Genomic DNA, 22,400 nt, shown 5'->3' on the forward strand with positions numbered 1-22,400 from the left:
TGCACCACCCGCCCGGGATCGGCATACAGCCGGCCCGGGCAACTTTATAATGTGGGCAGGAGACCCATTTGAATCCGACCGAACAAGGGAGCGAACATGGATCGCAGTAAGGTACCAGCCGTTCTATCCATCGCAGGATCCGATTCCAGCGGCGGTGCCGGCATTCAGGCCGACATCAAGACCATCACGGCGCACCGCCTGTATGCCGAGACGGTCATCACGGCCATCACCGCACAGAACACCCTAGGCGTCACCGCCGTGCAGAACATCTCCCCGGATATTGTCGCGGCGCAGATCGATGCCGTTTTTGACGATATCCGCCCCAGTGCCGTCAAGATCGGCATGGTTTCTTCTGCCGAGATTATCGAAGTCATAGCCGACCGCCTGAGCGCCTGGGACGCACAAAATATCGTCGTCGACCCCGTCATGGTCGCCACTTCGGGCGCTCGTCTCATCGCCGAGGACGCCGCCGAAGCGCTTACACGCCGCCTGTTCCCACTGGCAAGCGTTATCACGCCCAATATTCCCGAGGCCATGGCGCTGCTCGACTACGAGGTCGATTCCGAGCGCACACAGCAAAACGCTGCCATGCTCCTCACCCGCCGCTTTGGCTGCGCGTCCCTCGTTAAGGGCGGGCATTTTGTCAACGAGGCCAACGATGTGCTAGCAGAGCCCGCGCCGCTCGATGACGAGGGCAACCACCTGGGCGATCCGCTCACCACGTGGTTCCGCCACAAGCGCATCGAGACCGACAACACGCATGGTACCGGCTGCACGCTTTCGTCCGCCATCGCCTGCGCGCTGGCCCAGGGCATGGATCTTGCCGATGCCGTCAACGCCGGCAAGGCCTACCTAACCGGCGCTCTCGCCGCCGGCCTGAACATGGGCAAGGGCTCCGGCCCCGTCAACCACATGTGGCAGTACTAAAAAGCCAGCAACCAAAACCACCGCACAAACCACCGCAAAGGCGCCCGTCCCTTTGTGGTGGTTTGGGGCTGCGCTACTGACCGAGCATCTCTTGGAGCTTGGCTGCCACGGCGTGGCCCAGGCTCTCGTGGCTTTCGGGCATCATGTGCAGATAATCGATATCGCCCGGCTCGCGCTGGGCCACGCCGCACCAGCGCACATCGTGCGCATAGCGCACCGCGGTGCCATCGCGCATGCCCGCCGGCTCGTAGCCATAGGTATTGCTGTCACCAAAGCACAGGACGTTTTTCATCGCAAACCCCTCCTTCAGCAAAAAGCCGACGGGAGCAGCCCCTCCCGCCGGCTCGACCTATCTGTCAGCGCGCACCGATTACAGATACTTGCGCCAGTCGTCATCATCCTCGTCGTCCTCGGCAGCGGCATGAGCCTGCTCGGCGGCACGGGCGGCTGCGGCACGGGCGGCAACCTGGGCATAGGACTCCTCGTTGCGCTCGGGGAAGCTTGCCAGCACGTGCTCGAACTTGGCAAAATCCTCGTCCCAGCGCGTAGAGGGCACGGCAAAGAAGACCTGCTTGACCTTAAAGTCGCCCGATGCGAGCTCCTTGCGGAAGAGCTCGGCCACGGCCTCGGCGTCAAAGCCGTTGTTGTCACAGCCCCAGGCGCCCAGCACGAGCTTCTCGCGACCAAGCTCGTCGCAGATGGCCAGCACAAAGCGGATACGATCGCGCAGGGCGTCCAGCAGGGCATCGTCACCCACGCGATACTCCTGGCGAGCGCGCTTGGCGTTGGGCGCAGCGGCAACGATCACGTCGGCGTACGCATGCACGTGGTTGCGGTCGAAGCGCACCGCAGGCACCACCAGCGCGCGGTTGCGGTACAGCTCACAGTTGATGTTGCGGCGACGGTTCTCGCCGTACCATTTGCGCTGCTTATCGAGCACATTGTACAGATACGAATCGGCACAGAGCGTGGCCTCCTGACCCAGATAGCCCTGGATGTAGCCACCGCCCGGGTTGGTGAACGAGGCAAAGGCGAGCACGGCCATGTCGCAGAACTGCGCGTAGCCTCGGCCGTTATCCAGAATGGCCTGCGTGGCAGAGGCGTCGAGCACGGTGACCTCGGGCAGGACCGGAGCGGGCTCCTCGGCAGCAGGCGCGGGATCGGTCTCCGTGGCTTCCTCTGCGGGCACAGGCTCGGCCACGACCTCGGTCTCGGCAGGCGCAACCTCGGCGGCCTCAGACTCATCGGCAACCTGCTCTTCGGCAGCAGCCACCTGGGCCTTAGCCTTCATCGCCGCGACAAATCCGGCAGGCATGCCCTCGAACTCGCGCACGCCGGCAAGCGAGCGCTCGATATCCTTTGCGCACGCTTCGGACACAGTCGCCACGTGACGCTCAGCGGCCTTGGCACGGGCCTCGCGCTTGGGATTGGGCTGTCCCGCGCGGTTGGGCCTACGGTTACGGTTCCTGTTGTCGACGTCTGCCATAAGTGGTCACCTTTCTCGGTCGCTGCCGCTATCGGCTTTTCCCATCCATGATACCCCGCCGCGTACAAAAAAGGCGGCCCCGGAGAACCGCCTTTCGCATCGATTTGCGCGCGGCAAGCACCGCTGCAATCTGGCACTAGTCGCGACGACCAAGGATGTTCAGAATGCGCAGGAACACGTTGATAATGTCCACGAACAGGTTGGACGCCATGAGCACGGCGTTGGGCAGCGTGGGCGGCACCGTCGTCGCCACGTAGGTGTCGTAGCCAATAAAGCCGGCGAACACCACAATCACGATCAGGTCGGTGATGGTCTGCGAGACGCCCATGAACATCAGCACGATCTCGACCAGAATCGTGGCAAGCAGAATGCCAAAACCAATGCCGTACACACGCTGGAAGAATTTGGGGAAGGTCACGCCCAGTGCGCCAAAGACAAAGGTGATGGCGGCAGTGGCGATAAAGGCGGTGTTGATGGTGGGCAGGTCGTAGTTGGCAAGGCCAAACGACGCGGTCAGACCAAAGGTGCTCGCAAAGATCGCGTAACCCGCGAGCGACAGGCCCACGGACTGCTTGCTGGCGGCGGCCGACATCATGACGATGCCGACAATGGTCAGGATAAACGAGCCAAAGACCAGCGGCAGGGCGGCGCCACTCATCATCATGCGCGCAAACGACATGGTGCCCGTAAAGTAGGCGCCAGCGCCCATAGCGCAAAAACCCAAAAAGATCAGGGCAGACATGGCAAGGTTGTACGCGCGCGGCGACATCTCCTTGGCACGGCTTGCGCCGGTCTCGATGGGGCCGTTCTGATAGCCCTGGATATCGTTCATAATTTCGTCCTTTCAAAAAGCGCCGCGACAGCGCCGTAGGTGACAAGATTCCTGCCATTGTACCCGAATGGCGCGCGCTCTTACCCGCGGCGCTCACTCTCGAGTGTGCGGTCGAACGCCCACACCCACCACCGCATCAGATGAGCCTGCGAGCCATCCGGTCGCTCACGCGCCTGGTCTTCCAGATACAGCTCGGTCGTATGTCCGCCAAAACGAACCTTATAGGTTGCCGTACGAATGCCGTGAACCGTCAGGCCAAAACCGGTAGACGAGACAATCTCGTCAATCGTAAAGCAGCGACCGTCGACCCAGCAGACGGTAACCGGCACAACTTGTCCGCCCGCGAGGATGCGGGCCACGACGTCCACATACTGCTTGTGCACGCGCCGAGTTTTGCCATCTGTCTGTCGATATTCCATGCCCCTATTATCGAACGCATGTTTGTATATTGTAAAGCGAACAGACTGTGGTTTTGGGGTGTCGGAGCGAGCGCACGTGTCCTCACGGCGTGTTAGCAAAAAGAACACCCGCGGTCAACAGGGCTAATATTCAATTTTAGTGCCAAAAAATTCACTTCTCCCGTCAGAACTCGGTAAAGAAACCCGCAGGAGGTGATACGATTTATCATGTTTTTGTAACGTTTCTGCAAACTTCGAGAAAGCCCATATATGGACGTAACGTTCTCAGCCTTCCTCGGCCAACTTGTTTCGAACCCAGTCCTTGCCGTCACCGTGTTCCTCGCGCTCGGCGCCATCTTCGTCAACGGATGGACCGACGCGCCCAACGCCATCGCGACCTGTGTCACCACGCGTTGCATGCCCGCCCGCGCCGCCATTCTCATGAGTGCCGCGTTCAACTTTTTGGGCGTGCTCATCATGACGCACTTTAATGCCAGCGTTGCCAACACCATCTCCCATATCGTCGACTTTGGCGGAAACAGCACCATGGCGCTCGCGTGCCTCTGCGCGGCCCTGTTCTCCATCGTCGTCTACGGCGCCACGGCATCGCGTTTTGGCATCCCCACCTCGCAGAGCCACAGCCTCATCGCCGGCCTGACCGGCGCTGCCATCGCCCTCGGCGGCGCCAGCAGCGTCAATGTCCATGAGTGGATGAAGGTCATCTACGGCCTGGCGCTCTCCATCGGTCTGGGCTTTGTCATGGGCTGGGTCCTGTGCAAGCTCGTCTCGATTCTTTTCGCTGCCGCCAACAGGCGACGTGCCAACGTCTTCTTTAAATATGCTCAGATCGCGAGCGCCGCGGCCATGAGCTTTATGCACGGCGCGCAGGATGGACAAAAGTTCATCGGCGTGCTCTTTTTAGGTGTCGCCTTTGCCAACGGACAGACCGGCGTCGGCGACGCCGGCATCCCCATCTGGATCATGCTGCTGTGCTCGGCCACCATGGGCATCGGCACCAGCGTGGGCGGTGAGCGTATCATCAAGTCCGTCGGCCAGAGCATGGTTAAGCTCGAAAAGTATCAGGGCTTCTCTGCCGACCTGGCAGGAGCCGCAAACCTGCTGCTTGCCACGCTCACCGGTATCCCCGTGTCCTCCACGCACATCAAGACCTGCGCCATCATGGGCGTCGGCGCCGTCAAGCGCCTCTCGGCCATCAACTTCGGCGTGGTCAAGGACATGATGTTCACGTGGTTCTTCACCTTCCCCGCCTGTGGACTCATCAGCTTTGTCATGGCCAGGCTGTTCATGATGTTCCTCTAGTCAAACCGAACGTCCATCCGGACCGCATTACCTCGCCCACCCGTCTTCGCCCCGAAAGGATCACTCATGGCAAAGAAACCCGATTCGTTCTACTTTGACAACTACGTCGCCTGCGCCGACTTCGCCGTTCAGGCAGCCGAGCTGCTCACCAAGATTTTTGAGAACTTTGACCCCGCGCAGATCCACGACATGCTCGAGAAGATGCATGCGATTGAGCATGCAGCAGACAAGAAGCACCATGAGCTCGAAGACGCCCTACTCACGGCCTTTATCACCCCGCTTGAGCGCGAGGACCTTAACCTAATGAGCTGCTCGCTCGATACCGTGCTCGACCGTATTGAGGGCGTCGTGCAGCGCCTCTACTTCACCAACATCCAGAGCATCCACCCCGATGCCATCGTGATCGCCCACAAGGTGACCGACGCCTGCCGCGCCATGAAGGACCTGATGGTCGAGTTGCCCAACTACCGCAAGTCCAAAACGCTGCGCGAGCTCGTCATCCAGATCAACACCATCGAGTCCGAGGCCGACGAACTCTACATCAACGCCATGCGTAACCTGCACGTCAACGGCAAGGACCCGCTCGAGGTCATCGCCTGGCGTGACGTGTACGCCTTCTTGGAGTACTGCGCCGACTGCTGCGAGAATGTGGCCGATGTCGTGGATTCGATTGTCATGAAGAACAGTTAATTGGGGGTACGCGTCCCACCGGTCGCGGGCCCGACCACTGATAACCTTTTTTCACTCCGGCTGCAAGCAGAGTCGTTCAAAAGGTTATCAGTGGTCGGGCCCGCTCCCTTGTGTATCACCATTGGAACTTTGGCTGATAGTTTTAGCGCAATGGGGGTTTGGCTGAAAGGCCCTTTGGTACCCGCTCGGACACTTTGGCCCTTGGTGAGAGTTTGACTGATTGCTGCTTTGGGTACTCTTTGGGTTACTTTGGGTTTGTTTGATTTTTAATTGTTGGAGGGCTTGTATGTCGTATTTGGATCTGGCTCGGTCTCGGTATTCTTGTCGTGAGTTTGAGGATCGTTCTGTTGAGCAGGCTGTGGTGGATACCATTGTTGAGGCTGGACGCATTGCTCCTTCTGCTTGCAATAATCATCCAACCCGTGTGATGGTGTTGGATACGCCTGAGCTTCTGGAAAAGGCAGCTGCTTGTCAGCCTCGGTTTGCTCGTGATGGGTCCATCTTTGGCGCTCCGCTCATCTTCCTCGTTTGCAGCGTTACCAACAATGCCTGGGTGCGTCCCTATGACCAGATGAACTCCAACGCTATCGACACCTCGATTGTTTGCGATCAGATGATGATGGAGGCCGAGGAACAGGGCCTGGGAACGTGCTGGGTATGCCATTTTAAGCCCGAGCTAGCCCGCGAGCAGTTCAACCTGCCCGAGGGCGTTTATCCCTACCACATGCTCGTCTGCGGCTATCCCGCCGACCATATCGCCGAACCCGAGCATCGCGAGGCCCGCACCATTCCCCTATCCAATTTCCTCCTCAAGTAGTTTTTGGCCCATGCCCTAAAATCTACCTTTTACCGCTCAAACGTTCGCCGAGTTCTGCCCTATCGCACGCAGAGCTCGGCGTTATGTTTCCCAACCCGTATACAGCTAAAAAAAGGAGCTCGCAAGCGCGAGCTCCTTTTAAGAGCTAGATTGTAGTTTTGGCGCTAGTCCAGGTCGTCCGCGGCAAAGTTGTCAATCGGGGCGAAGGGGTCGGCCACGGGGACAACCGGATCAGCGACAGGCAGCGGCTCGGCGGCAGGCATGGTCACGGCAGGAGAAGCCGCGGAACCGACCGGCGTAGAAGCCAGCAGATCGGCCGGGAAGGAATTCTGAGCATCGTCCATAAAGTGCTGAATGAGCTTGAGATACTCGGCCTTGAACTCCTCGCGGGAAGCCTTCAGACGGTCAATCTCCTCGAGCTCGGCCTGCTTCTCGGTCAGGGCCTGACGGATGACCTCGCGGGCCTTGGCGTCGGCCTCGTTGCGGATGCGGTCAGCATTCTCGTTAGCGTCGTTGACAATCGCCTCGGCGGTCTGCTGAGCCGCAATGAGAGCGGCGGAAATCTGACGCTCCTGAGCGGAGAAATCGGGAGCGGGAGTGGCGACAGGGGCAGCCTGAGCGGCAGAATCCTGGGCCTGCGCAAGCTGAGCCTGCGTATCGGCAAGCTGCTGCTCGGTGGCGGTCAGGCGACCCTTAAGATCAACGATCTTGGCAAGCATAGCGTCGACCTCGGAGGACAGGGTCTCCAGGAAGACGTCGACCTCGGCGGGATCGTAGCCGCGCTTGGCCTCAGAGAAGGTCTGAGCCTGGATGTCAGCAGGGGTAATAGCCATAACAAGTTCTCCTTTATCATCGCCTTGGCGCTAAGCGCCCGACATAGGTTACTGAGCCAGTCCTATACGAGTATACCTATAAGTAGCTGCAGAATGAGCTTCTGCACCAACTGCAACGCAATAATCGCAACGACCGGTGAAAAATCGATACCGCCCATCGGCGGCATAAACCGGCGAAACAGGTTGAGCCAAGGGCCGCAAACGCTGTCGAGCACCGCCGCGATATCCTGTAGCAAACCACCCTGCTTCATGGGAATCCACGTCATAAAGCAGTAGACCACAATCAACGTGGAATAAAAATTAAACAGCGTGTTGACAAGCTGAACGATGGTGTAGATGTTGATGGGAATCTCCTCGCCTTGTCTTTACTTGAGATAGCCGTCGGCACGGAGCTTCTTGAGGTCGGAATCCTTGACCTCGCAGCCGGCGGGCAGCACCATAAACACGCGATCGCCCACTTCTTTGACCGAAGCGCCCAGGCCGCAGGCAAAGCCATAGCTAAAGTCCAGGACGCGTTTGGCGACCTCGGTGCGAACGCCCACAAAGATCAGCGCGACAGGCTGCTTGGTACGCACGCGGCGCACGACCGTCTCCACGTCGTCATAGCTCTCCGGACGAAGAACGTAGGCCGGCAACTGAGGCGTGGCGTTGATGATATTGCTCGCATAGGCAGAGGCATCGCTCGGCGTTGAAGCAGGAGCGGGCACAGCGGCAGCGCGGACCCGAGCGTTCTCGGCGTAGCTTGACGGCGTGTCATAGGCGCCGGGACGATAACCGCCCGCAGCGGCATCCTGAGAGCGCGAAGGCGGATTGTACGTCGTAGCGTGACGGGAGTCGTCGCCGATCAGTTGACCGGAACGCGTGTACACAGCAACCGACTCAGCCTCTCCGCGGCGTGTCTGCCCCAGCAGTCCATTGCTCGGTTCATCTTGCGTGTAGAAGCCCTCGCCCGAAGCACCGCTGTAGCCGTTGTTCTGATAGCCGTCGTCATAGCCGTCATCGTAACCGTAGTCATCATCCTGGCCATAACCCTGGTCATAACCCTGCTGGCCGCCTAGGTGCATTTTATTTTTTATTTCGTCAAGGAAACCCATGGTTGTGTCCTCTCACGGTCTAATGCAGGCGCTCTGACAATCAGCGCGCACTTCAGGCTCTTATTTTACTTCAAACTCCGGGCTGAATACTACCCTGCCCAGGCGAACAAGCGTCGAGCCTTCCTCAAGGGCAGGCTCAAAGTCCTCGCTCATGCCGCAAGAAAGCTCAGGCAGACACAGATCGGGGTGTGCCGTCTCCAGCTCATCCCTCAACTCACGCAGCCCGGCAAAGGTTCGGCGCGCCACATCCTTATTCCCCCGGGGTGCCATGGTCATAAGCCCCTGCACACAAATTCCCTCAAGTTCCGCAAGCTCGCCAGCCGCGGCACGAACCTCATCGGGCGAAAAGCCGCCCTTGGACTCCTCCCCGCTTACATTAACCTCTATCAGCACATGCTGAGGACCGGCAAGCTCGCCCGCCTCAATCTTGCGGACGGCACGGCTCGAGATAGCCTGCGCCAAATGAAGCGACCCCACCGAATGAATCAGCTCGGCCGCACCCAGCACCGCATTGATCTTGTTGGTCTGAAGATTACCGATCATATCGAAGCGCACCTTGGGCAGCTCCGGATGCTCCGCCAACCCCGCAAGCTTGCGAACAAGCTCCTGCGGACGGTTCTCGGCAAAATGACGATACCCTGCCTGGATGGCGGCAACGGTCTCATCGACGCCAACGGTCTTGGAGACGGCAATCAGACGTGCGGCATCGTGAGAACGGCCCGCGCGATCGAGTGCGGCATAAAAGCGTTCGAGAATCTGCTCGCGGCGAGCGCGCATCACGTTCAAATAATTATCCATTGCCAATCGCCTCCGCTAACAGCCATACAAGTAGTCCCATGCTAACGCAAGAGCGCGGCCCTGCATGTGCAAGGCCGCGCTCACTTAGGTATTTACAATCTTTCGACGAACGGAGCTACCCTACTCCTCGTCATCCTCGGTATCGTCCTCGTCCTCCAGGTGCTCGAGCAGGTAGCGAAGACCCTCGCTCACCTCGTTAGCGGGCACCTTGGCAACAAAGCGCGCATCGACAGCTGGCCTCATGATGACGCCCTCGCCCGAAGGTACGCGCATGCTCTCGAGCTCATCCTCGTCCGTACGGGCGATATCGCCGGCGTTCATGCGCTGGCCGGTCAAAAGGAAGGTCAGACGGCAGGCGGCATCGATGGAAATCGAGGCGATGCGATCGAGGTAGCGTGAAACCATGATGGCGCGGCGCAGATCGTCATAGTTGCTGTCGTCGTCCATAAACTCGCCCGCGTCCATGCGGTTGAAGGTACGGAAGAACTTCTCATAGGCCGCATGCACCGGCTCGTCCTCGACGGCCAGGTTGCAGATGATGGACATATCGTTGGTGACGAGCGCGGAAAGCGACGAGCCCAGCACCTGGTATACGGCTTCGGCCTCGGCCTCAACCGTACCGACGAGCTCCTGGGGCAGCGAGATATCGGCCTTGACCATATGACGCGTGGCGCGGCAGATCTGGCGAACCTTATCGGTCATGCGCTGCAGGTTAAAGTCGACGTAGATGATTGTCTGCAGCAAGCGGAAGTCGGAGGCGACCGGCGACTGCGTAGCGATCAGGTTGTAGCACACGGCCTCCAGGTTGGCGCAGCGCGCGTCAATCGAAAGCGTGCGCTTCTTGGTCTTGGTGGCGAGCTTGCGGTCGTCGGTCACATAGGCCTTCACGGCGTCGTGAAGAGCCAGGTCTACAGCCTCGTAGATGCTCAACATCTCGTGACGAGCCTCGACGAGCTGACGGGAAAACAGTTTGCGCATGGTTCACTCCAATCAGTTGGGTGCGGTCATGCCGCCCGCACAGTGAATACGCACCGGACCAGGTCCGATCGGCTTGGGACTAGTCGCACCGATCAGCCAAAGCGGCCGGTGATATAGTCTTCCGTCCGCGAATCCACCGGGCTGGTGAAGATCGCGTCGGTTTGACCATACTCGATGAGCGTGGCGGGCTCGCCGGCAACCTCCTGCAAGAAGAAGGCGGTGTAGTCGCTAATGCGAGCTGCCTGCTGCATTGAATGTGTGACGATGATGATCGTCATCTCGGGCGCCAGCTCGGCCATCAGATCCTCGACCTTGGAGACGGACGTGGGGTCGATGGCGGAGCAGGGCTCGTCCATCAGAAGGACATCGGGCTGCACCGCGAGCACACGCGCGATGCACAGACGCTGCTGCTGACCGCCCGAAAGCGCCAAACCATCCTTGTTGAGCTGATTGGATACCTCTTTCCAGAGGTTGGCGCGCTTGAGCGATTCTTCCACGATGTCATCGAGGTCGCTTTTGCTAGTCACGCCCTGCAGACGAGGGCCAAAAGCAACATTCTCGTAGATGGATTTAGGGAACGGGTTGGGCTGCTGAAAAATCATGCCCACGCGGCGGCGAAGGTCGACCGGGTCGACGCCCTCGGCATAGATATCGTTGCCGTCGAGCGTCATGGTGCCCTCGACGCGCGTGCCCTCGATAAGGTCGTTCATACGGTTGATACAGCGCAAAAACGTCGATTTGCCGCAGCCCGAAGGGCCGATAAACGAGGTAATGGCGTTTTTGGCGATGTTGAGGTCGAGACCCGTCAGCGCATGAAAGTCACCGTACCAAAAGTTGAAATCCTTGGCCGTGATGGCCGCTTGCTCCAGCGTGGGAGCGGACTGATAGACGGACATGGGACTCCTTAACTAGCGGCGTTTGCGCGACAGATAACGCGCAAACAGGTTGAAGGCCAGAATAATCGCCATCAGCAAAAGCGCGGTGCCGTAGGCTGCGTTCATGTTGATGCCGTCATTGGCAAGCAGATAAAGGTGAACGGTCATGGGGCGGCCGGAATCGAGCGGCGAAATAGGCAGGTTGATGGCCTGGCCCATGGTGTAGAGCACCACGGCGGTCTCGCCGATGGCGCGGCCGATGGCAAGTACGATGCCGGTGGCGATGCGGCCAAAAGCCGAAGGAAGCACGATCTTGGAGACGACCTGCCACTTGGTGGCACCCAGGCCATATGCGCCCCAACGGATATAGCGCGGAACGGCGCGGATTGCCTCCTCGGTGGTACGCATGACAATGGGCAGCATCAGAAGTGCGAGCGCCAGGGCGGCCGAAACCATCGAAAGACCCAGGCCCATGGCCTCGACAAACAAGGCGTAGCCAAAAAGGCCCATAACAATGGAGGGCACCGAGGCCAGGGCATCGGCAGCATAGCGAATGATGTCGACAACCTTGCCCTGCTTGGCATACTCGGCCAGATAGACCGCAGCCAAGACGGCAACCGGCGTGCAGATGAGCATGGCGAGCGCCGTCACGTAGACGGTCGAGACGATAGTGGGCCAAATGCCGCCCTCGGCGTTTACTCCCTGCGGCCAGCCAAAGATAAAGTCGAGCGAGATGTGCGGCAGACCGTTGATAACTACATAGGCGATGATGGCGACCAGCACCAGCGTGGTGATATAGGCCGCGGCGCGAAACACGCCGAGCATAATCTTGTTGGACAGATCCTTGTTGATGCGGCCCTTCTTACCATGGGAAAGGGCACGCTTGATGCGTTCGCGCGACGAGGTCGTATCGACCGTCGTGTCAACGGAATCGGACATAGCCTACCCCCTCTTCTTCTTGGAAATCAGACGGACGATGCCCACCAATGCGGCGGAAATGATAAACAGGACCACGCCCATGCCAAACAGAGCCGAGCGGTGCAGGCCCGAGGAATAGCTCATGTCGAGCGCGATCTGGCTCGTGAGCGTCGAGATGGGGCTCGAGATGCTGTCCGGGATGACCGGAGCGTTGCCAACGACCATGAGCACGGCCATGGTCTCACCGATGGCACGACCCATGCCCAAGACAATCGCATCGACGATGCCCAACTTGGCTGCAGGCAGCACGACCTTGTAGATGGTCTGCCACTTGGTGGCACCCATGGCATAGGATGCCTCGCGAATGCCCATGGGAATGGAATTGAGGGCATCGATGGTGAGCGTGGTGATGGTGGGAACGATCATGATGGCGAGCACGAGCCACGCTGTCAGCGCACCAAAGCCAAGACCGCCGGTCAGCTGCGCGATAAACGGACGGATGATGACCATGCCAAAGAAACCGTAGATGATGGAGGGGATACCCGCCAGCAGGTCGACGGCGGGGCTGATGAGACTGCGCACGCGCTTGCCGGCGATCTCGACCAGATACACGGCCGTGCCCACACCCAGGGGCACACCCATGGCGAGCGCACCGACCGTCACCAGACCAGAGCCCGCCAGCAGCGACATAATGCCGTAGTGGCCCTCGGAGGGCGCCCACGTAAAGCTAAAGAAGTCCGCCAGACCGATGTCGGTAAAGACGGGCAACGCCGAGTACGTGGTAAAGACAAAAATCAGGATGACGGTGACGACCGCCAAGAACGCGCAAGCAAAGAAGATCCACTGCAGCGCCTTCTCTTTGAGATAGGTGCTGCGCGACACCAACGCCAACTCACGCTTTTTGGGCGCCTGAGCCTCTCGCTCAATCTGGGGGGTTTCCTGTGCTTCCATGCTACTCACTCCCCTTTCCGTCGTTGGTGACGGGAATAAAGCCCGCCTCGCGAATCTGCTTGTCCATCTTCTCCGACGTCACATAGTCAATGTAGTCCTGTGCACGCTGCGAAGGCGTACCCTTCACAAAGAAGTAAAGGTCGCGCGAGATGGGGTAGCCGCCACTTGCGACCGTCTTCTCGGATGCCTCGACATGGTTGACCGAAACAGCCTTAACCGAAGTCTTAGCGTTGAGGCTCTCGACAAAACCCAGCGAGATGTAGCCAATAGCACCACGCGAACGGGACACGACATCGCGTACCTGGCCCGTGCCCGAAAGAACGGCAGAGCGACGATCGAACGGCGTGCCGTCCATCACGATGGTACGGAAGGCCTCGCGCGTACCGGACGCCTCATCGCGGTTAATAACCTGAATCTTCAGGTCCTCTCCGCCGACTTCCTTCCAGTTGGTAATCTTACCGGCGTATATGTCGCGAAGCTGCTCGGTCGAGAGGTTGTCGACCGGATTATCGTCGTTCACGATGACTGCGATGCCGTCGTGCGCGATTACAATCGGGGTCAGGCCCAGATTCTGCTCGTCGGCATTGAGGCCACGAGACGAGCTGGCGATGTCAGCCGTGCCGTTGCTGACGGCCTCGATACCGGCAGAAGAGCCAAGGCCAGAGACGAGCACGTCGGTGCCGGTCTCCTCCTTAAAGCCCTCGGCCGCAATCTCGGCAATGGGAAGGCAGGTGGTCGAGCCGGCCACGGTGATAGAAGACGTGGAAGATCCCGAGGAGCAGGCACACAGCGTAAGCGTGAGCACTGCCGCGCTTAGGACCGATGCGATCTTTCTCATAGCATCACGCCGATCGCAGCATGGCGCCCACAGGTGCCGCCCTCGTTGCGGTAGGAATAAAAGAGGTCGTTCTGACGAACGGTGGAGAGCTTGGTGTCCACAATGCCGTTCGCTTCGACGCCGGCGTCTATCAGCGCCTCGCGAATGGCGGCGGAAAGATCGAGCATACGAGAAGCGGCAGCATCGATGCACGCGAACTCGGAGGCAAAGCGGTCCATAAGTTCTTGGGACACCTCGTACTCGTCACCCAGGATATGGGGCCCAATATAGGCAGAGATGTCGTCTGGCTTGCAGCCAGCCGCCTCGCAGAGCGCTTGGCACGCTTTGGCGGAAATGCGCGCAATCGTGCCCTTCCAACCAGAATGCACCACGGCAAAGCCGCCGGGAGCCACCAGCACAACGGGAACACAATCGGCAAAGCAAAGCATCACGGGCACCTCATGCGCCGTGCAGACGAGGGCATCGCAGCCCTCGGCAATCTGCTCGCGAATGTTCTCGAGATCATCGGCGCCGTTCGAGGTCACCGTCACGACATTGTCACCGTGTACCTGATTGGGGACAAGCAGGTTGTGCTCGCACTCGGCGGCACCCATGGCCTCGAGTACGCGGCGACGATTTTCTTGAACGGCAAAGGGGTCATCGCCAACATGCGAGCCCAGATTGAGTGAGGAGTACGCATCTTCGGAAACACCGCCAGTGCGTTCGGTGAAGGCAAAGCGGACATCGTGCGTCGCGCCCTCTACCAACGTAACTCCATCATGGTCGACACGCGAAACGTTGTCCGCACGTGCTGCCATACTAAAGCCTCCTAATAACACGAGTATCGCGGCCAAGCCGCAGCAGTCCGTGCCATACGGCTGCCATACTTCTACAAAAGGATACCCACAGCGGTAGGGACCAAACGTAAGGGGAACGTAAAGAGATTGGAGACTTTCGTTTACAAACGAGAAACAAAACGGGGTGCATCCAAATGGATACACCCCGTGCAGGTCGTTGGGAAAAACGAACTAGAAGCTACCACGCTTAAGGAAGTCGGGAAGCTCAAACTGGTCGTTACCAAAATTGGGAAGCTCCGTACCGCCGACGTTGCGGGTCGGGGCAGACTGAGCAGAGCTTGCAGCGGGAGCGGTATGCTGAGACTCGGCAACGGAAGCCTTGCTCTGGGACTGCTGAGCAGCGAAGAGCTCGTCCTGACGGTTGACATTAGAGTCGGAGAAGCCCGTAGCGATAACGGTGATGCGCACCTGATCGCCCAGGGACTCGTCGACAACGGTACCGAAGATGATGTTGGCCTCGGGATCGACGGCGTTGGCGACAACGTCGGCAGCGTCGCTGATCTCCTGGATGCCCAGATCCTTGGAGCCGGCGATGGAGAGCAGGACGCGCGTAGCACCATCGATAGAGCTCTCGAGCAGCGGGCTGGAAATAGCCTGCTGGGCGGCGTCGACGGCACGGGTGTCCCCAGAAGAAGTACCGATACCCATCATGGCGGTGCCGGCCTGCTTCATGATGGTCTTAACATCAGCGAAGTCCAGGTTGATGATGCCCGGGACGGTGATGAGGTCGGTGATGCCCTGGGTACCCTGGGAAAGGACGCCATCGGCAATCGCGAAGGCCTCGAGCATGGTGGTCTTCTTCTCGGCGATGTCGAGCAGCTTGTCGTTAGGGATAACGATCATGGTGTCGACGCAATCGGAAAGGGTCTTAATGCCCTCTTCGGCGCTCTTCTTACGCTTGCGGCCCTCGAAGGTGAAGGGCTTGGTCACGACGGCGACGGTCAGCGCACCGACCTCGTTCATCGCGATATCGGCAACGATGGGAGCGGCGCCGGTGCCGGTGCCACCGCCCTCACCGCAGGTGATGAACACCATGTCGGCGCCAGCGAGCGCCTCGGCGATGTCATCGCGGGACTCATCGGCAGCCTTGCGACCAACCTCGGGGTTGGCGCCAGCGCCCAGGCCGCGGGTAAGGTCGGTACCGATGTGGACCTTGATATCGGCATCAGAGATCGCGAGCGCCTGAGCATCGGTGTTGATGGCAACAAACTCGACGCCACGAATGCCCTCTTCGATCATTCGATTGACCGCGTTGGTACCGCCGCCGCCGACGCCGACCACCTTAATGACGGCAAGGTAGTTGTTGATCTCTGTCTCGTGCATGTCGGTCCTCCGAACAAAGGTTATAGCCATAGCATGGGTTGACCCCTGCGCACATTAACCTTCAGGTTGAAAGTAAATGCAAAGGTAAACCGTATTATGTTTGCACATTATGAACGTATCAGTCAAATAATTGACCGTGAAAACCAAACAAACCAGATAAACGGCGTGGTATGGCCCCTCAACAAAGCCACGCACCGACGCTAAGCGGTCGGTGCGTTTCTAAACGTATAGTTGCCGGGAGACCGAACGTTAATGTAGGTTACGCCCTCTACCTGCGACAGAAGCTTGGTCACGACGCGTTCCTTCTTGGCGATATCATCAGAATCGCCCAGCGAGACCTCAACGCCATTATCAAGATTCGCCGAGATGGCCTCGACCGAAGGTATAGAAATATCCTTGATCTGCGCCAAGAATTCGCCGGAAAAACCACGCACGTAATCCAGGCCCGCTTTAACGGCCTTGGAAGAAACAGCCCGCCCCGAGACCGGCTCGACATCAGCCGAGACATCGGTAAGCAGCACGGCCCCGTAGTGCTTGGCCAGCGCCAACGCAGCATCGATACCGCTCAATGTGTTGGCGCCCTCACCCGAAGTGACGACATTTCCCTGGTCGTCCACCTCCACAGAGGTCGAAAGCGGTGCGATCCAGGTGTCATCGTCGCCGATGGCCCAGGCAAGATCGTCGGAACTTATATAAGCGATCGCGGTGACCTTGCGCTCCGTCGGCGTAATGACGAGCGTGTGGGGAAACTGCCGTTGAACGTCCACGCCCGAAACCCACGGGTTCTGCTTGAGATCTTCGGTAATCTGGTCGGGATTTACGTTGAAGAGCGATGTGTTCTCGGGCAGGCTGATCAGCTGCATGGCATCGTGCTTGGTCACATGCTCGCTGCCCTCGATCTGAATATCGGTAGCGGCAAACAGGCCGGAATTGATAACGACGATGGCAACGACGGCAAGCACGGCCACAGCCGCCAAGATTCCGCCCACGATTTTGCCCTTGCCCTTAACGGCAGAGGCGGCCTCGGACGTCTTACTCGCCATGGCGCCAAGCGACGACAGCGGATTGATACCCTTATTGGTCGCAGGTGCCTTAGTGGCGGGTACCGACGTCAACGAGCGCGGCTTGGCAGCGCCCAACGTACGACCGGGATGCGTCGCTTTAGCCCCCAGCGAGGGCTTGGGCGTCACTATGGGGCGAGAGGGCTTGGCACCCATCGCCGACTTAGACGTCACCGAGGGGCGCGGAGCCGGGTGAACCGTCTTTTTTGCGGCAGGGCGTCCACCAAGTTGCGAGCCGACGACCGGACGTTTGGCGGACCGTACGGATCCAGCGGACTTGGAGGACACAGGGGGCTTGCGTTGAGGCTGGACGGGTGCGCCGGAACGCCCTCCGGCGCGGCGGAAGGTAGGTTTCGATGCTCTAGAAGCCGAGGAATTTGACTTCCGGTCTGAGCTCGATGCCATACGCCTCCCTCACCTTTCCGTGCACATGCCTGATAACCGCGGCCACGTCATCGGCCGAGGCGGTACCGTTATTAACGATAAAATTAGCGTGTACGGGCGAAACTTCCGCACCGCCAACCGAAAAACCCTTTAATCCACAATCCCCAATCAGCTTGCCAACGCTCGCGTCGGGTGGATTGCGAAAGACCGACCCGCAAGAAGCGCGACCCATGGGCTGCGTGCGTTTGCGCCTCGTCAGGTACCGCTCCATACGCTCGCGAATGTCGGCCTTAGGCGCAGGCTTGAGCTTAAGCACGCACTCGAGAATAATCTCGTTACGCGGCAGGCTGCACTCACGGTAGCCCCAGGCAATCTCGGACCCCGCATAATGCTTAATGCCGGATGCCGGGTCAAACGTGACCACATCCTCGACAAGCGAACCTATCCACTCGGTACGCGTACCGGCGTTCATAGATACGGCGCCGCCGACCGAGCCGGGGATGCCAACCGCAAACTCAAGGCCCGAAAGCCCGCGCGACAGGGCATCGTTGACCAAACGTGCGAACATAACGCCCGCGCCAACGGTCAGCGTGCAACCGTCCTCGGCAACAACGGTGCGCTGAAACTCACGCCCCAGCGAAATGACGGCGCCGCGATAGCCCGCATCGGCAACGAGCAGATTAGATCCCTTGCCGATAATGACCCACGGCACCTGCTCACGGTCGAGTACTGCCACGGCACGACGAAGGGCATGATAGCTATGGCACGTCACGAAGAGGTCGGCCTTGCCGCCGATACGATAACTCGTATGACGCGCAAGGCGTTCATCCTCGACGACATCCGTGTCAATCATGCCCGAAAGCGCCATGACGGCGTTAAACAGACCCATAGGGGCTAAGCGTCTTTCTTGGCAGTCAGATACTCGATGAACTCAGGGCCAACGGTCGTAACGTCGCCGGCGCCCATAGTAAGCAGCAGATCGCCCTCACCTACCATTTTCTCGAGCTCACGATTGAGCTCGAGACGGCTGGAGCAGTACACGACCTCCTTGCCAGGGTGCTTGGCGCGCACAGTATCAGCGAGCATCTTGGAGGTAACGCCCGGAATCGGCATCTCGCCGGCAGAGAACACATCGATGAGCAGCAGCTTATCGGCATTGGCGAAGGCATCGGCAAAGTCATCGCACAGCGCCTGCAAACGCGAATAGCGGTGCGGCTGGAACACGACGTCAACATGCTTATAGCCCAGCGACGAGGCGGCGGCAAGCGTCGCCTTGATCTCGGTGGGGTGATGGCCGTAGTCATCGACCACGGTGATGCCGTCAATATCGCCCACATGGGTAAAGCGGCGGCGGACGCCCTCAAAGCTCGAAAGCGCCTCGGCTGCGGCATCGACGTCGAGACCCAGGACATGGGCAACGGTTAGCACTGCCGTGGCGTTGAGCATGTTGTGGCGACCGGGGTTGCTCTTGATCTCGACAGCATGCTCGGTCCCATCCTCAAAGCGAACGATAAAGTCGCTCTGAATGCCCTTGACATCCGGATGCACGCAGACGACGTCGTTGGTTTCGGCAAAGCCATAGGAAAGCACGTGGCGACCCGTCGACTTGGCGAGTTCGACCAGATGCGGGTCCTCACCGCAAACGATGACGGTACCGCTCTCTCCAACCAGGCCCATAAACTTGGCAAAGGTGGCCTCGATCTCCTCGATGCCCGAGTAGTGGTCGAGATGGTCGGCCTCGACGTTGGTCACGATGACCACGTTGGGGTTCAGGAACAGGAACGAGCTGTCGGACTCATCGGCCTCGGCGACAAAGTAGTCACCCGAGCCGTTCTTTCCGTTGGTATCGTAACCCTCGACGATACCGCCGATCAAAAAGCTGGGATCCAGACCCATGCGGTCGAGCATGGTGGCACACATCGAGGACGTCGTGGTCTTGCCGTGCGTACCGGCAACAGCGATGGTGGTGTAGCCGTGGCCCAGAGCCGAGAGCATCTTGGCGCGGGGCCACACAGGAATACCGAGCTCGCGAGCACGCACAAGCTCGGGGTTGGACTCGGGAATAGCGGTAGAGACCACGACCACGTCGGGCTTGACCTCATCGATCGTGGCGGCCTCGTGGCCCACATGAACCTTCACGCCAGCACGGGTAAGCTGACGAATGTAGCGCGAGGTCTTAAGGTCGGAACCGGTAACGGCATAGCCACGCTCGTGCAAAACGAGAGCGATGCCGCTCATGCCGGCGCCACCGATACCGATAAAGTGGGCGCTCTTGAACTCGGGCGCGGAGGTTGCAGTCTGGGAATCAGCCATGTGCTCGTGTACTCCTTGCGTAAACACTGCCTGTAACCCGTTAACTGTACCGCACCTACCGCATCCGCGCGAGCGCAAGCTCGATATCCCGTCTAACTAACGCAAACCCTCTACCGCATCGGCCAAAAGTGCGGCGGCGCGGTCCTGAGCCAACCCGCGCGCCGCCTGACGCATGGCATCGCGCGCTGCAGCGTCATCGACCAGATGCAGCAGCTCCTCGGCAAACGCCGGAGCATCGATATCGGCATCGGCACAAAGCACGCCGGCACCGGCATCGACCAGATAACGCGCATTGGTCGTCTGGTGGTCGGCCGTGGCATGCGGATACGGCACGAGCACCGAAGGCACGGCGAGGGCGGCAATCTCGGCCACGCTCGAGGCGCCGGAGCGCGAGAGCACCAGGTCAGCTGCAGCTAGCATGTCGCCCATGTCGTCAATGTAGGGCTGGACGCGATAGCGCTTCATCTCATCGGACGTCAGCGCCAAAGCACGCTCGGTGTCCTCAAAGCCGTCGGCACCCGTCGAATGCAAAATGTAGAGATTCTCGCGGGTCAGCAGCTCACTCTTGAGCGAGGCTACGCGCTCGTTGAGATGCTGGGCACCGAGCGAACCGCCAAAGACGAGCAGCAGCACAGCGTCCTCGGGCACGCCAAGTGCCTCGCGGCCGCGGGCGCGATCGCCCTCAATGACCGAGCGGCGCACCGGATTACCGGTCATGAGCACATGCTCGGGGTCGCCCCCGCGCTCAAAGACAGAGCGCGCAGCCGGCACCGAGATGCACACGCGGGCGGCATGGGAGCTCATCATCTTATTGGCCAGGCCCGGAACAGAGTTCTGCTCGTGCAGCAGATACGGAACGCCCGCATCCTTGCACCAGCCCAGCAGCGGGACCTCGACGTAGGCACCAAAACCGATAGCCGCATCGGGCTTGCCAACCTTTGAGAAATGGCTGGCGAGCGAGCGCTTGGCCTTATTGACGCGCCACAGCGAGCTCAGCGCGGTCCAAGGACGGGAGCGGTCGAAGCCCGTGACCGTGATAGGTACAAAATCGAACCCGGCCTCGGGAACCAAACGACCCTCGAGCTTGTGCGACTGGCCCACGAACACAACATGATGTCCGCGGTCGCGCAACTCCTCAGCCAAGGCAAGCGCAGGGTTGATATGTCCCGCCGTGCCGCCGGCTGCGATAGCAACGGTCATCTTATCGGTCATGAAAATCCCTTCGTACGCGCGGTCCCTGATCGTCGGTGCGCAGACGCGCCGACGGGTCCGAATTCAAATTGATTCGATTATATCCGCCGCCCGAGCTTCGGGGGTTCGGGCGTTGGGGACGCCCCTGCGGAGCCGTTCGCGGGCGCGGACGAACCGCCGGCTCGGACGCAGAGCCATCCAAGACGGTAAAACCGTTGCGCGAAGGGCGATCGCCGCGCACATGGGGCACGCCGGCGGTGCTCTCGTCCATAACGGCAAAGCTCTCGCGGCGACGGTCGTACTCATCACGACGGGCGCTCTCGTGCGAGACGCGCAAGATCAGCCCCGCAAGCATAAGCGATACGATAATCGACGAACCGCCGTAGCTGATAAATGGCAGCGGCTTACCCGTCATGGGAAACACGTTGAGGATGCCCAGCGCATTGATCAAAAACTGTACCGCGAGAATGACTGCGGAACCCGATGCCATGAGCGCTCCGCGACGGTCCGCAGCCTGTTCGGCAATGCGAAACGCTGAGTAAATCAGCATCGCAAAGACCAGGAAGAGCAGCGCGGTCCCGACAAAACCGACCTCCTCTCCGATAATGGCCAGAATATAGTCGTTGTGTGCCTCGGGCAGATACGAATACTTCATGGTGGAGTTACCGATGCCGCGGCCGAACAAGCCGCCCGAAGCAAACGCCATGATGGCAAGCGTTGCCTGATAGCCATCGCCATACTCGTCGGCCCAAGGGTTCAGGGCAACCTGAACACGCACCATGCGGTACGGCTCTGCAACAAGCGCAAACACACTCATGACAATGACGAGAATGATCACGCCGATGATAAACTTGGGGTCTAGGCCCGCAAATAACGCCATACACATGAGGGTCAGTGAGATGATCAAGACGGTGCCATAATCGGGCTGGATAAAGATCAAAAAGAGCGAAATGCCCAAGTAGACGACCATCTTACGAAGGAACTCGTTGATGTTGCCACCGGGCGAAAAGAAACGGTCGAGTATGATGGCCGAATACGCGATGGCAAACGGCTTTAAAAACTCAGACGGCTGGAACTGAATACCGGCGATGTTGAGCCAGCGCGTGGCGCCACGGCTGCCACTGCCGACAAGAAATACCGCAAACAGCAAGAGAATCATGCCGATAAGGAAGACCCTAAGTACATCTTCCCCAAACCAGCTGTCCGGCAAGACGCGAACGATCGCAACCATGGCAAGCACGCCAACCCCGGCAAAGGTAGCCTGTCGAACCAGGAAAAACGTCGCCGAGCCGTTCTCGTGCAATGCCTCGACCGATGACGCCGAGTACACCATCAGCAGACCAAAGCACACTAAAGTAAACAGGCACGCCATGAATATCAAACGAGGGCGCATGATGCGGGCGGGGACGCCGGCAATATAGCGTTCGCTGAGCGTCTGCCCGCCGCGACCGGAACGCGGCGTACTGCGCTGCGAGGAAGCACGGTCCGAGTCGGGCCTCCTCATACCTTGTCGGGGGCTCTCCTCTCTCACCGGCGG

24 protein-coding genes are annotated in these 22,400 nt (G+C 59.5%); 4 read left to right on the forward strand and 20 right to left on the reverse strand.

Annotated features, from left to right (window positions below; genetic code table 11):
* Window positions 1-96: 96 nt before the first annotated feature.
* On the forward strand, window positions 97-927 hold the full coding sequence (gene thiD / locus ACTQ1E_RS00440; RefSeq protein WP_441537981.1) for a bifunctional hydroxymethylpyrimidine kinase/phosphomethylpyrimidine kinase: 831 nt from the start codon (window positions 97-99) through the stop codon (window positions 925-927).
* Window positions 928-1,000: 73 nt separating this feature from the next.
* Here the strand turns inward: thiD and ACTQ1E_RS00445 are convergent, their stop codons facing one another.
* From ACTQ1E_RS00445 to ACTQ1E_RS00460, 4 genes are all read right to left on the reverse strand, one after another.
* On the reverse strand, window positions 1,001-1,219 hold the full coding sequence (locus tag ACTQ1E_RS00445; RefSeq protein WP_441564367.1) for a hypothetical protein: 219 nt from the start codon (window positions 1,217-1,219) through the stop codon (window positions 1,001-1,003).
* Window positions 1,220-1,297: 78 nt separating this feature from the next.
* On the reverse strand, window positions 1,298-2,413 hold the full coding sequence (locus tag ACTQ1E_RS00450) for a TIGR02452 family protein (protein ID WP_441564368.1): 1,116 nt from the start codon (window positions 2,411-2,413) through the stop codon (window positions 1,298-1,300).
* Between the two features lie 136 nt (window positions 2,414-2,549).
* The gene (locus ACTQ1E_RS00455; RefSeq protein WP_154515280.1) at window positions 2,550-3,245 is read right to left on the reverse strand and encodes a Bax inhibitor-1 family protein; all 696 of its coding nucleotides are present in this window, start codon (window positions 3,243-3,245) and stop codon (window positions 2,550-2,552) included.
* An 80-nt stretch (window positions 3,246-3,325) separates the two neighbouring features.
* The gene (locus ACTQ1E_RS00460) at window positions 3,326-3,664 is read right to left on the reverse strand and encodes a hypothetical protein (RefSeq protein ID WP_154515278.1); all 339 of its coding nucleotides are present in this window, start codon (window positions 3,662-3,664) and stop codon (window positions 3,326-3,328) included.
* Between the two features lie 249 nt (window positions 3,665-3,913).
* Between ACTQ1E_RS00460 and ACTQ1E_RS00465 the strand changes: the two genes are divergently transcribed.
* The 3 genes from ACTQ1E_RS00465 (at window position 3,914) to ACTQ1E_RS00475 (ending at window position 6,470) form a co-directional block, all read left to right on the forward strand.
* Window positions 3,914-4,963 carry an inorganic phosphate transporter gene (locus tag ACTQ1E_RS00465; protein ID WP_427719222.1) on the forward strand — a complete coding sequence of 350 codons (1,050 nt, stop codon included), beginning with the start codon at window positions 3,914-3,916 and terminating at the stop codon, window positions 4,961-4,963.
* Window positions 4,964-5,029: 66 nt separating this feature from the next.
* The gene (locus tag ACTQ1E_RS00470) at window positions 5,030-5,653 is read left to right on the forward strand and encodes a DUF47 domain-containing protein (RefSeq protein WP_427719219.1); all 624 of its coding nucleotides are present in this window, start codon (window positions 5,030-5,032) and stop codon (window positions 5,651-5,653) included.
* Between the two features lie 286 nt (window positions 5,654-5,939).
* Window positions 5,940-6,470, forward strand: coding sequence for a nitroreductase family protein (locus tag ACTQ1E_RS00475; RefSeq protein ID WP_441564369.1), 531 nt, complete (start codon window positions 5,940-5,942; stop codon window positions 6,468-6,470).
* Window positions 6,471-6,634: 164 nt separating this feature from the next.
* Here ACTQ1E_RS00475 and ACTQ1E_RS00480 read toward each other — a convergent pair whose 3' ends face one another.
* The 16 genes from ACTQ1E_RS00480 to ftsW form a co-directional block, all read right to left on the reverse strand.
* Window positions 6,635-7,303: a DivIVA domain-containing protein gene (locus ACTQ1E_RS00480; protein WP_154515270.1), complete on the reverse strand. Its 669-nt coding sequence runs from the start codon at window positions 7,301-7,303 to the stop codon at window positions 6,635-6,637.
* Between the two features lie 62 nt (window positions 7,304-7,365).
* Window positions 7,366-7,653 (reverse strand): YggT family protein, encoded by a 288-nt coding sequence (locus ACTQ1E_RS00485; protein WP_427727642.1) that lies wholly within the window; start codon window positions 7,651-7,653, stop codon window positions 7,366-7,368.
* Window positions 7,654-7,668: 15 nt separating this feature from the next.
* Window positions 7,669-8,397 carry a cell division protein SepF gene (gene sepF / locus ACTQ1E_RS00490; protein ID WP_154515266.1) on the reverse strand — a complete coding sequence of 243 codons (729 nt, stop codon included), beginning with the start codon at window positions 8,395-8,397 and terminating at the stop codon, window positions 7,669-7,671.
* 60 nt (window positions 8,398-8,457) lie between these two features.
* Window positions 8,458-9,195: a YggS family pyridoxal phosphate-dependent enzyme gene (locus ACTQ1E_RS00495; RefSeq protein ID WP_441564370.1), complete on the reverse strand. Its 738-nt coding sequence runs from the start codon at window positions 9,193-9,195 to the stop codon at window positions 8,458-8,460.
* A 120-nt stretch (window positions 9,196-9,315) separates the two neighbouring features.
* Entirely contained in the window at window positions 9,316-10,173 is an 858-nt protein-coding gene (locus tag ACTQ1E_RS00500) for a phosphate signaling complex PhoU family protein (RefSeq protein WP_427719211.1), read from the reverse strand.
* 92 nt (window positions 10,174-10,265) lie between these two features.
* Window positions 10,266-11,069 (reverse strand): phosphate ABC transporter ATP-binding protein PstB, encoded by an 804-nt coding sequence (gene pstB, locus ACTQ1E_RS00505; RefSeq protein ID WP_089571588.1) that lies wholly within the window; start codon window positions 11,067-11,069, stop codon window positions 10,266-10,268.
* 12 nt (window positions 11,070-11,081) lie between these two features.
* Entirely contained in the window at window positions 11,082-11,987 is a 906-nt protein-coding gene (pstA, locus tag ACTQ1E_RS00510; protein ID WP_427727613.1) for a phosphate ABC transporter permease PstA, read from the reverse strand.
* Window positions 11,988-11,990: 3 nt separating this feature from the next.
* Window positions 11,991-12,917, reverse strand: a complete 927-nt coding sequence (pstC, locus tag ACTQ1E_RS00515) for a phosphate ABC transporter permease subunit PstC (protein WP_441033191.1) — start codon at window positions 12,915-12,917, stop codon at window positions 11,991-11,993.
* A gap of 1 nt (window position 12,918) precedes the next feature.
* The gene (locus ACTQ1E_RS00520; RefSeq protein WP_154515256.1) at window positions 12,919-13,755 is read right to left on the reverse strand and encodes a phosphate ABC transporter substrate-binding protein; all 837 of its coding nucleotides are present in this window, start codon (window positions 13,753-13,755) and stop codon (window positions 12,919-12,921) included.
* Window positions 13,752-14,552, reverse strand: coding sequence for a polyphenol oxidase family protein (locus tag ACTQ1E_RS00525; RefSeq protein WP_441564371.1), 801 nt, complete (start codon window positions 14,550-14,552; stop codon window positions 13,752-13,754). The genes ACTQ1E_RS00520 and ACTQ1E_RS00525 overlap by 4 nt, the downstream gene beginning before the upstream one ends.
* A gap of 210 nt (window positions 14,553-14,762) precedes the next feature.
* On the reverse strand, window positions 14,763-15,914 hold the full coding sequence (gene ftsZ, locus ACTQ1E_RS00530; protein WP_441564372.1) for a cell division protein FtsZ: 1,152 nt from the start codon (window positions 15,912-15,914) through the stop codon (window positions 14,763-14,765).
* A gap of 200 nt (window positions 15,915-16,114) precedes the next feature.
* Window positions 16,115-17,149, reverse strand: coding sequence for a cell division protein FtsQ/DivIB (locus ACTQ1E_RS00535; protein ID WP_441016687.1), 1,035 nt, complete (start codon window positions 17,147-17,149; stop codon window positions 16,115-16,117).
* 187 nt (window positions 17,150-17,336) lie between these two features.
* On the reverse strand, window positions 17,337-18,248 hold the full coding sequence (gene murB / locus ACTQ1E_RS00540; RefSeq protein WP_441564373.1) for a UDP-N-acetylmuramate dehydrogenase: 912 nt from the start codon (window positions 18,246-18,248) through the stop codon (window positions 17,337-17,339).
* A 5-nt stretch (window positions 18,249-18,253) separates the two neighbouring features.
* Complete coding sequence (gene murC / locus ACTQ1E_RS00545; protein ID WP_154515246.1) at window positions 18,254-19,672, reverse strand: UDP-N-acetylmuramate--L-alanine ligase; 1,419 nt, start codon at window positions 19,670-19,672, stop codon at window positions 18,254-18,256.
* 96 nt (window positions 19,673-19,768) lie between these two features.
* Window positions 19,769-20,884, reverse strand: a complete 1,116-nt coding sequence (gene murG, locus ACTQ1E_RS00550; protein WP_441564374.1) for an undecaprenyldiphospho-muramoylpentapeptide beta-N-acetylglucosaminyltransferase — start codon at window positions 20,882-20,884, stop codon at window positions 19,769-19,771.
* Window positions 20,874-22,394 carry a putative lipid II flippase FtsW gene (gene ftsW / locus ACTQ1E_RS00555; protein WP_441564375.1) on the reverse strand — a complete coding sequence of 507 codons (1,521 nt, stop codon included), beginning with the start codon at window positions 22,392-22,394 and terminating at the stop codon, window positions 20,874-20,876. The genes murG and ftsW overlap by 11 nt, the downstream gene beginning before the upstream one ends.
* Window positions 22,395-22,400 lie beyond the last annotated feature (6 nt).

The sequence above is a fragment of the Collinsella sp. LCP21S3_C7 genome (assembly GCF_052118485.1).
GTDB lineage: Bacteria > Actinomycetota > Coriobacteriia > Coriobacteriales > Coriobacteriaceae > Collinsella.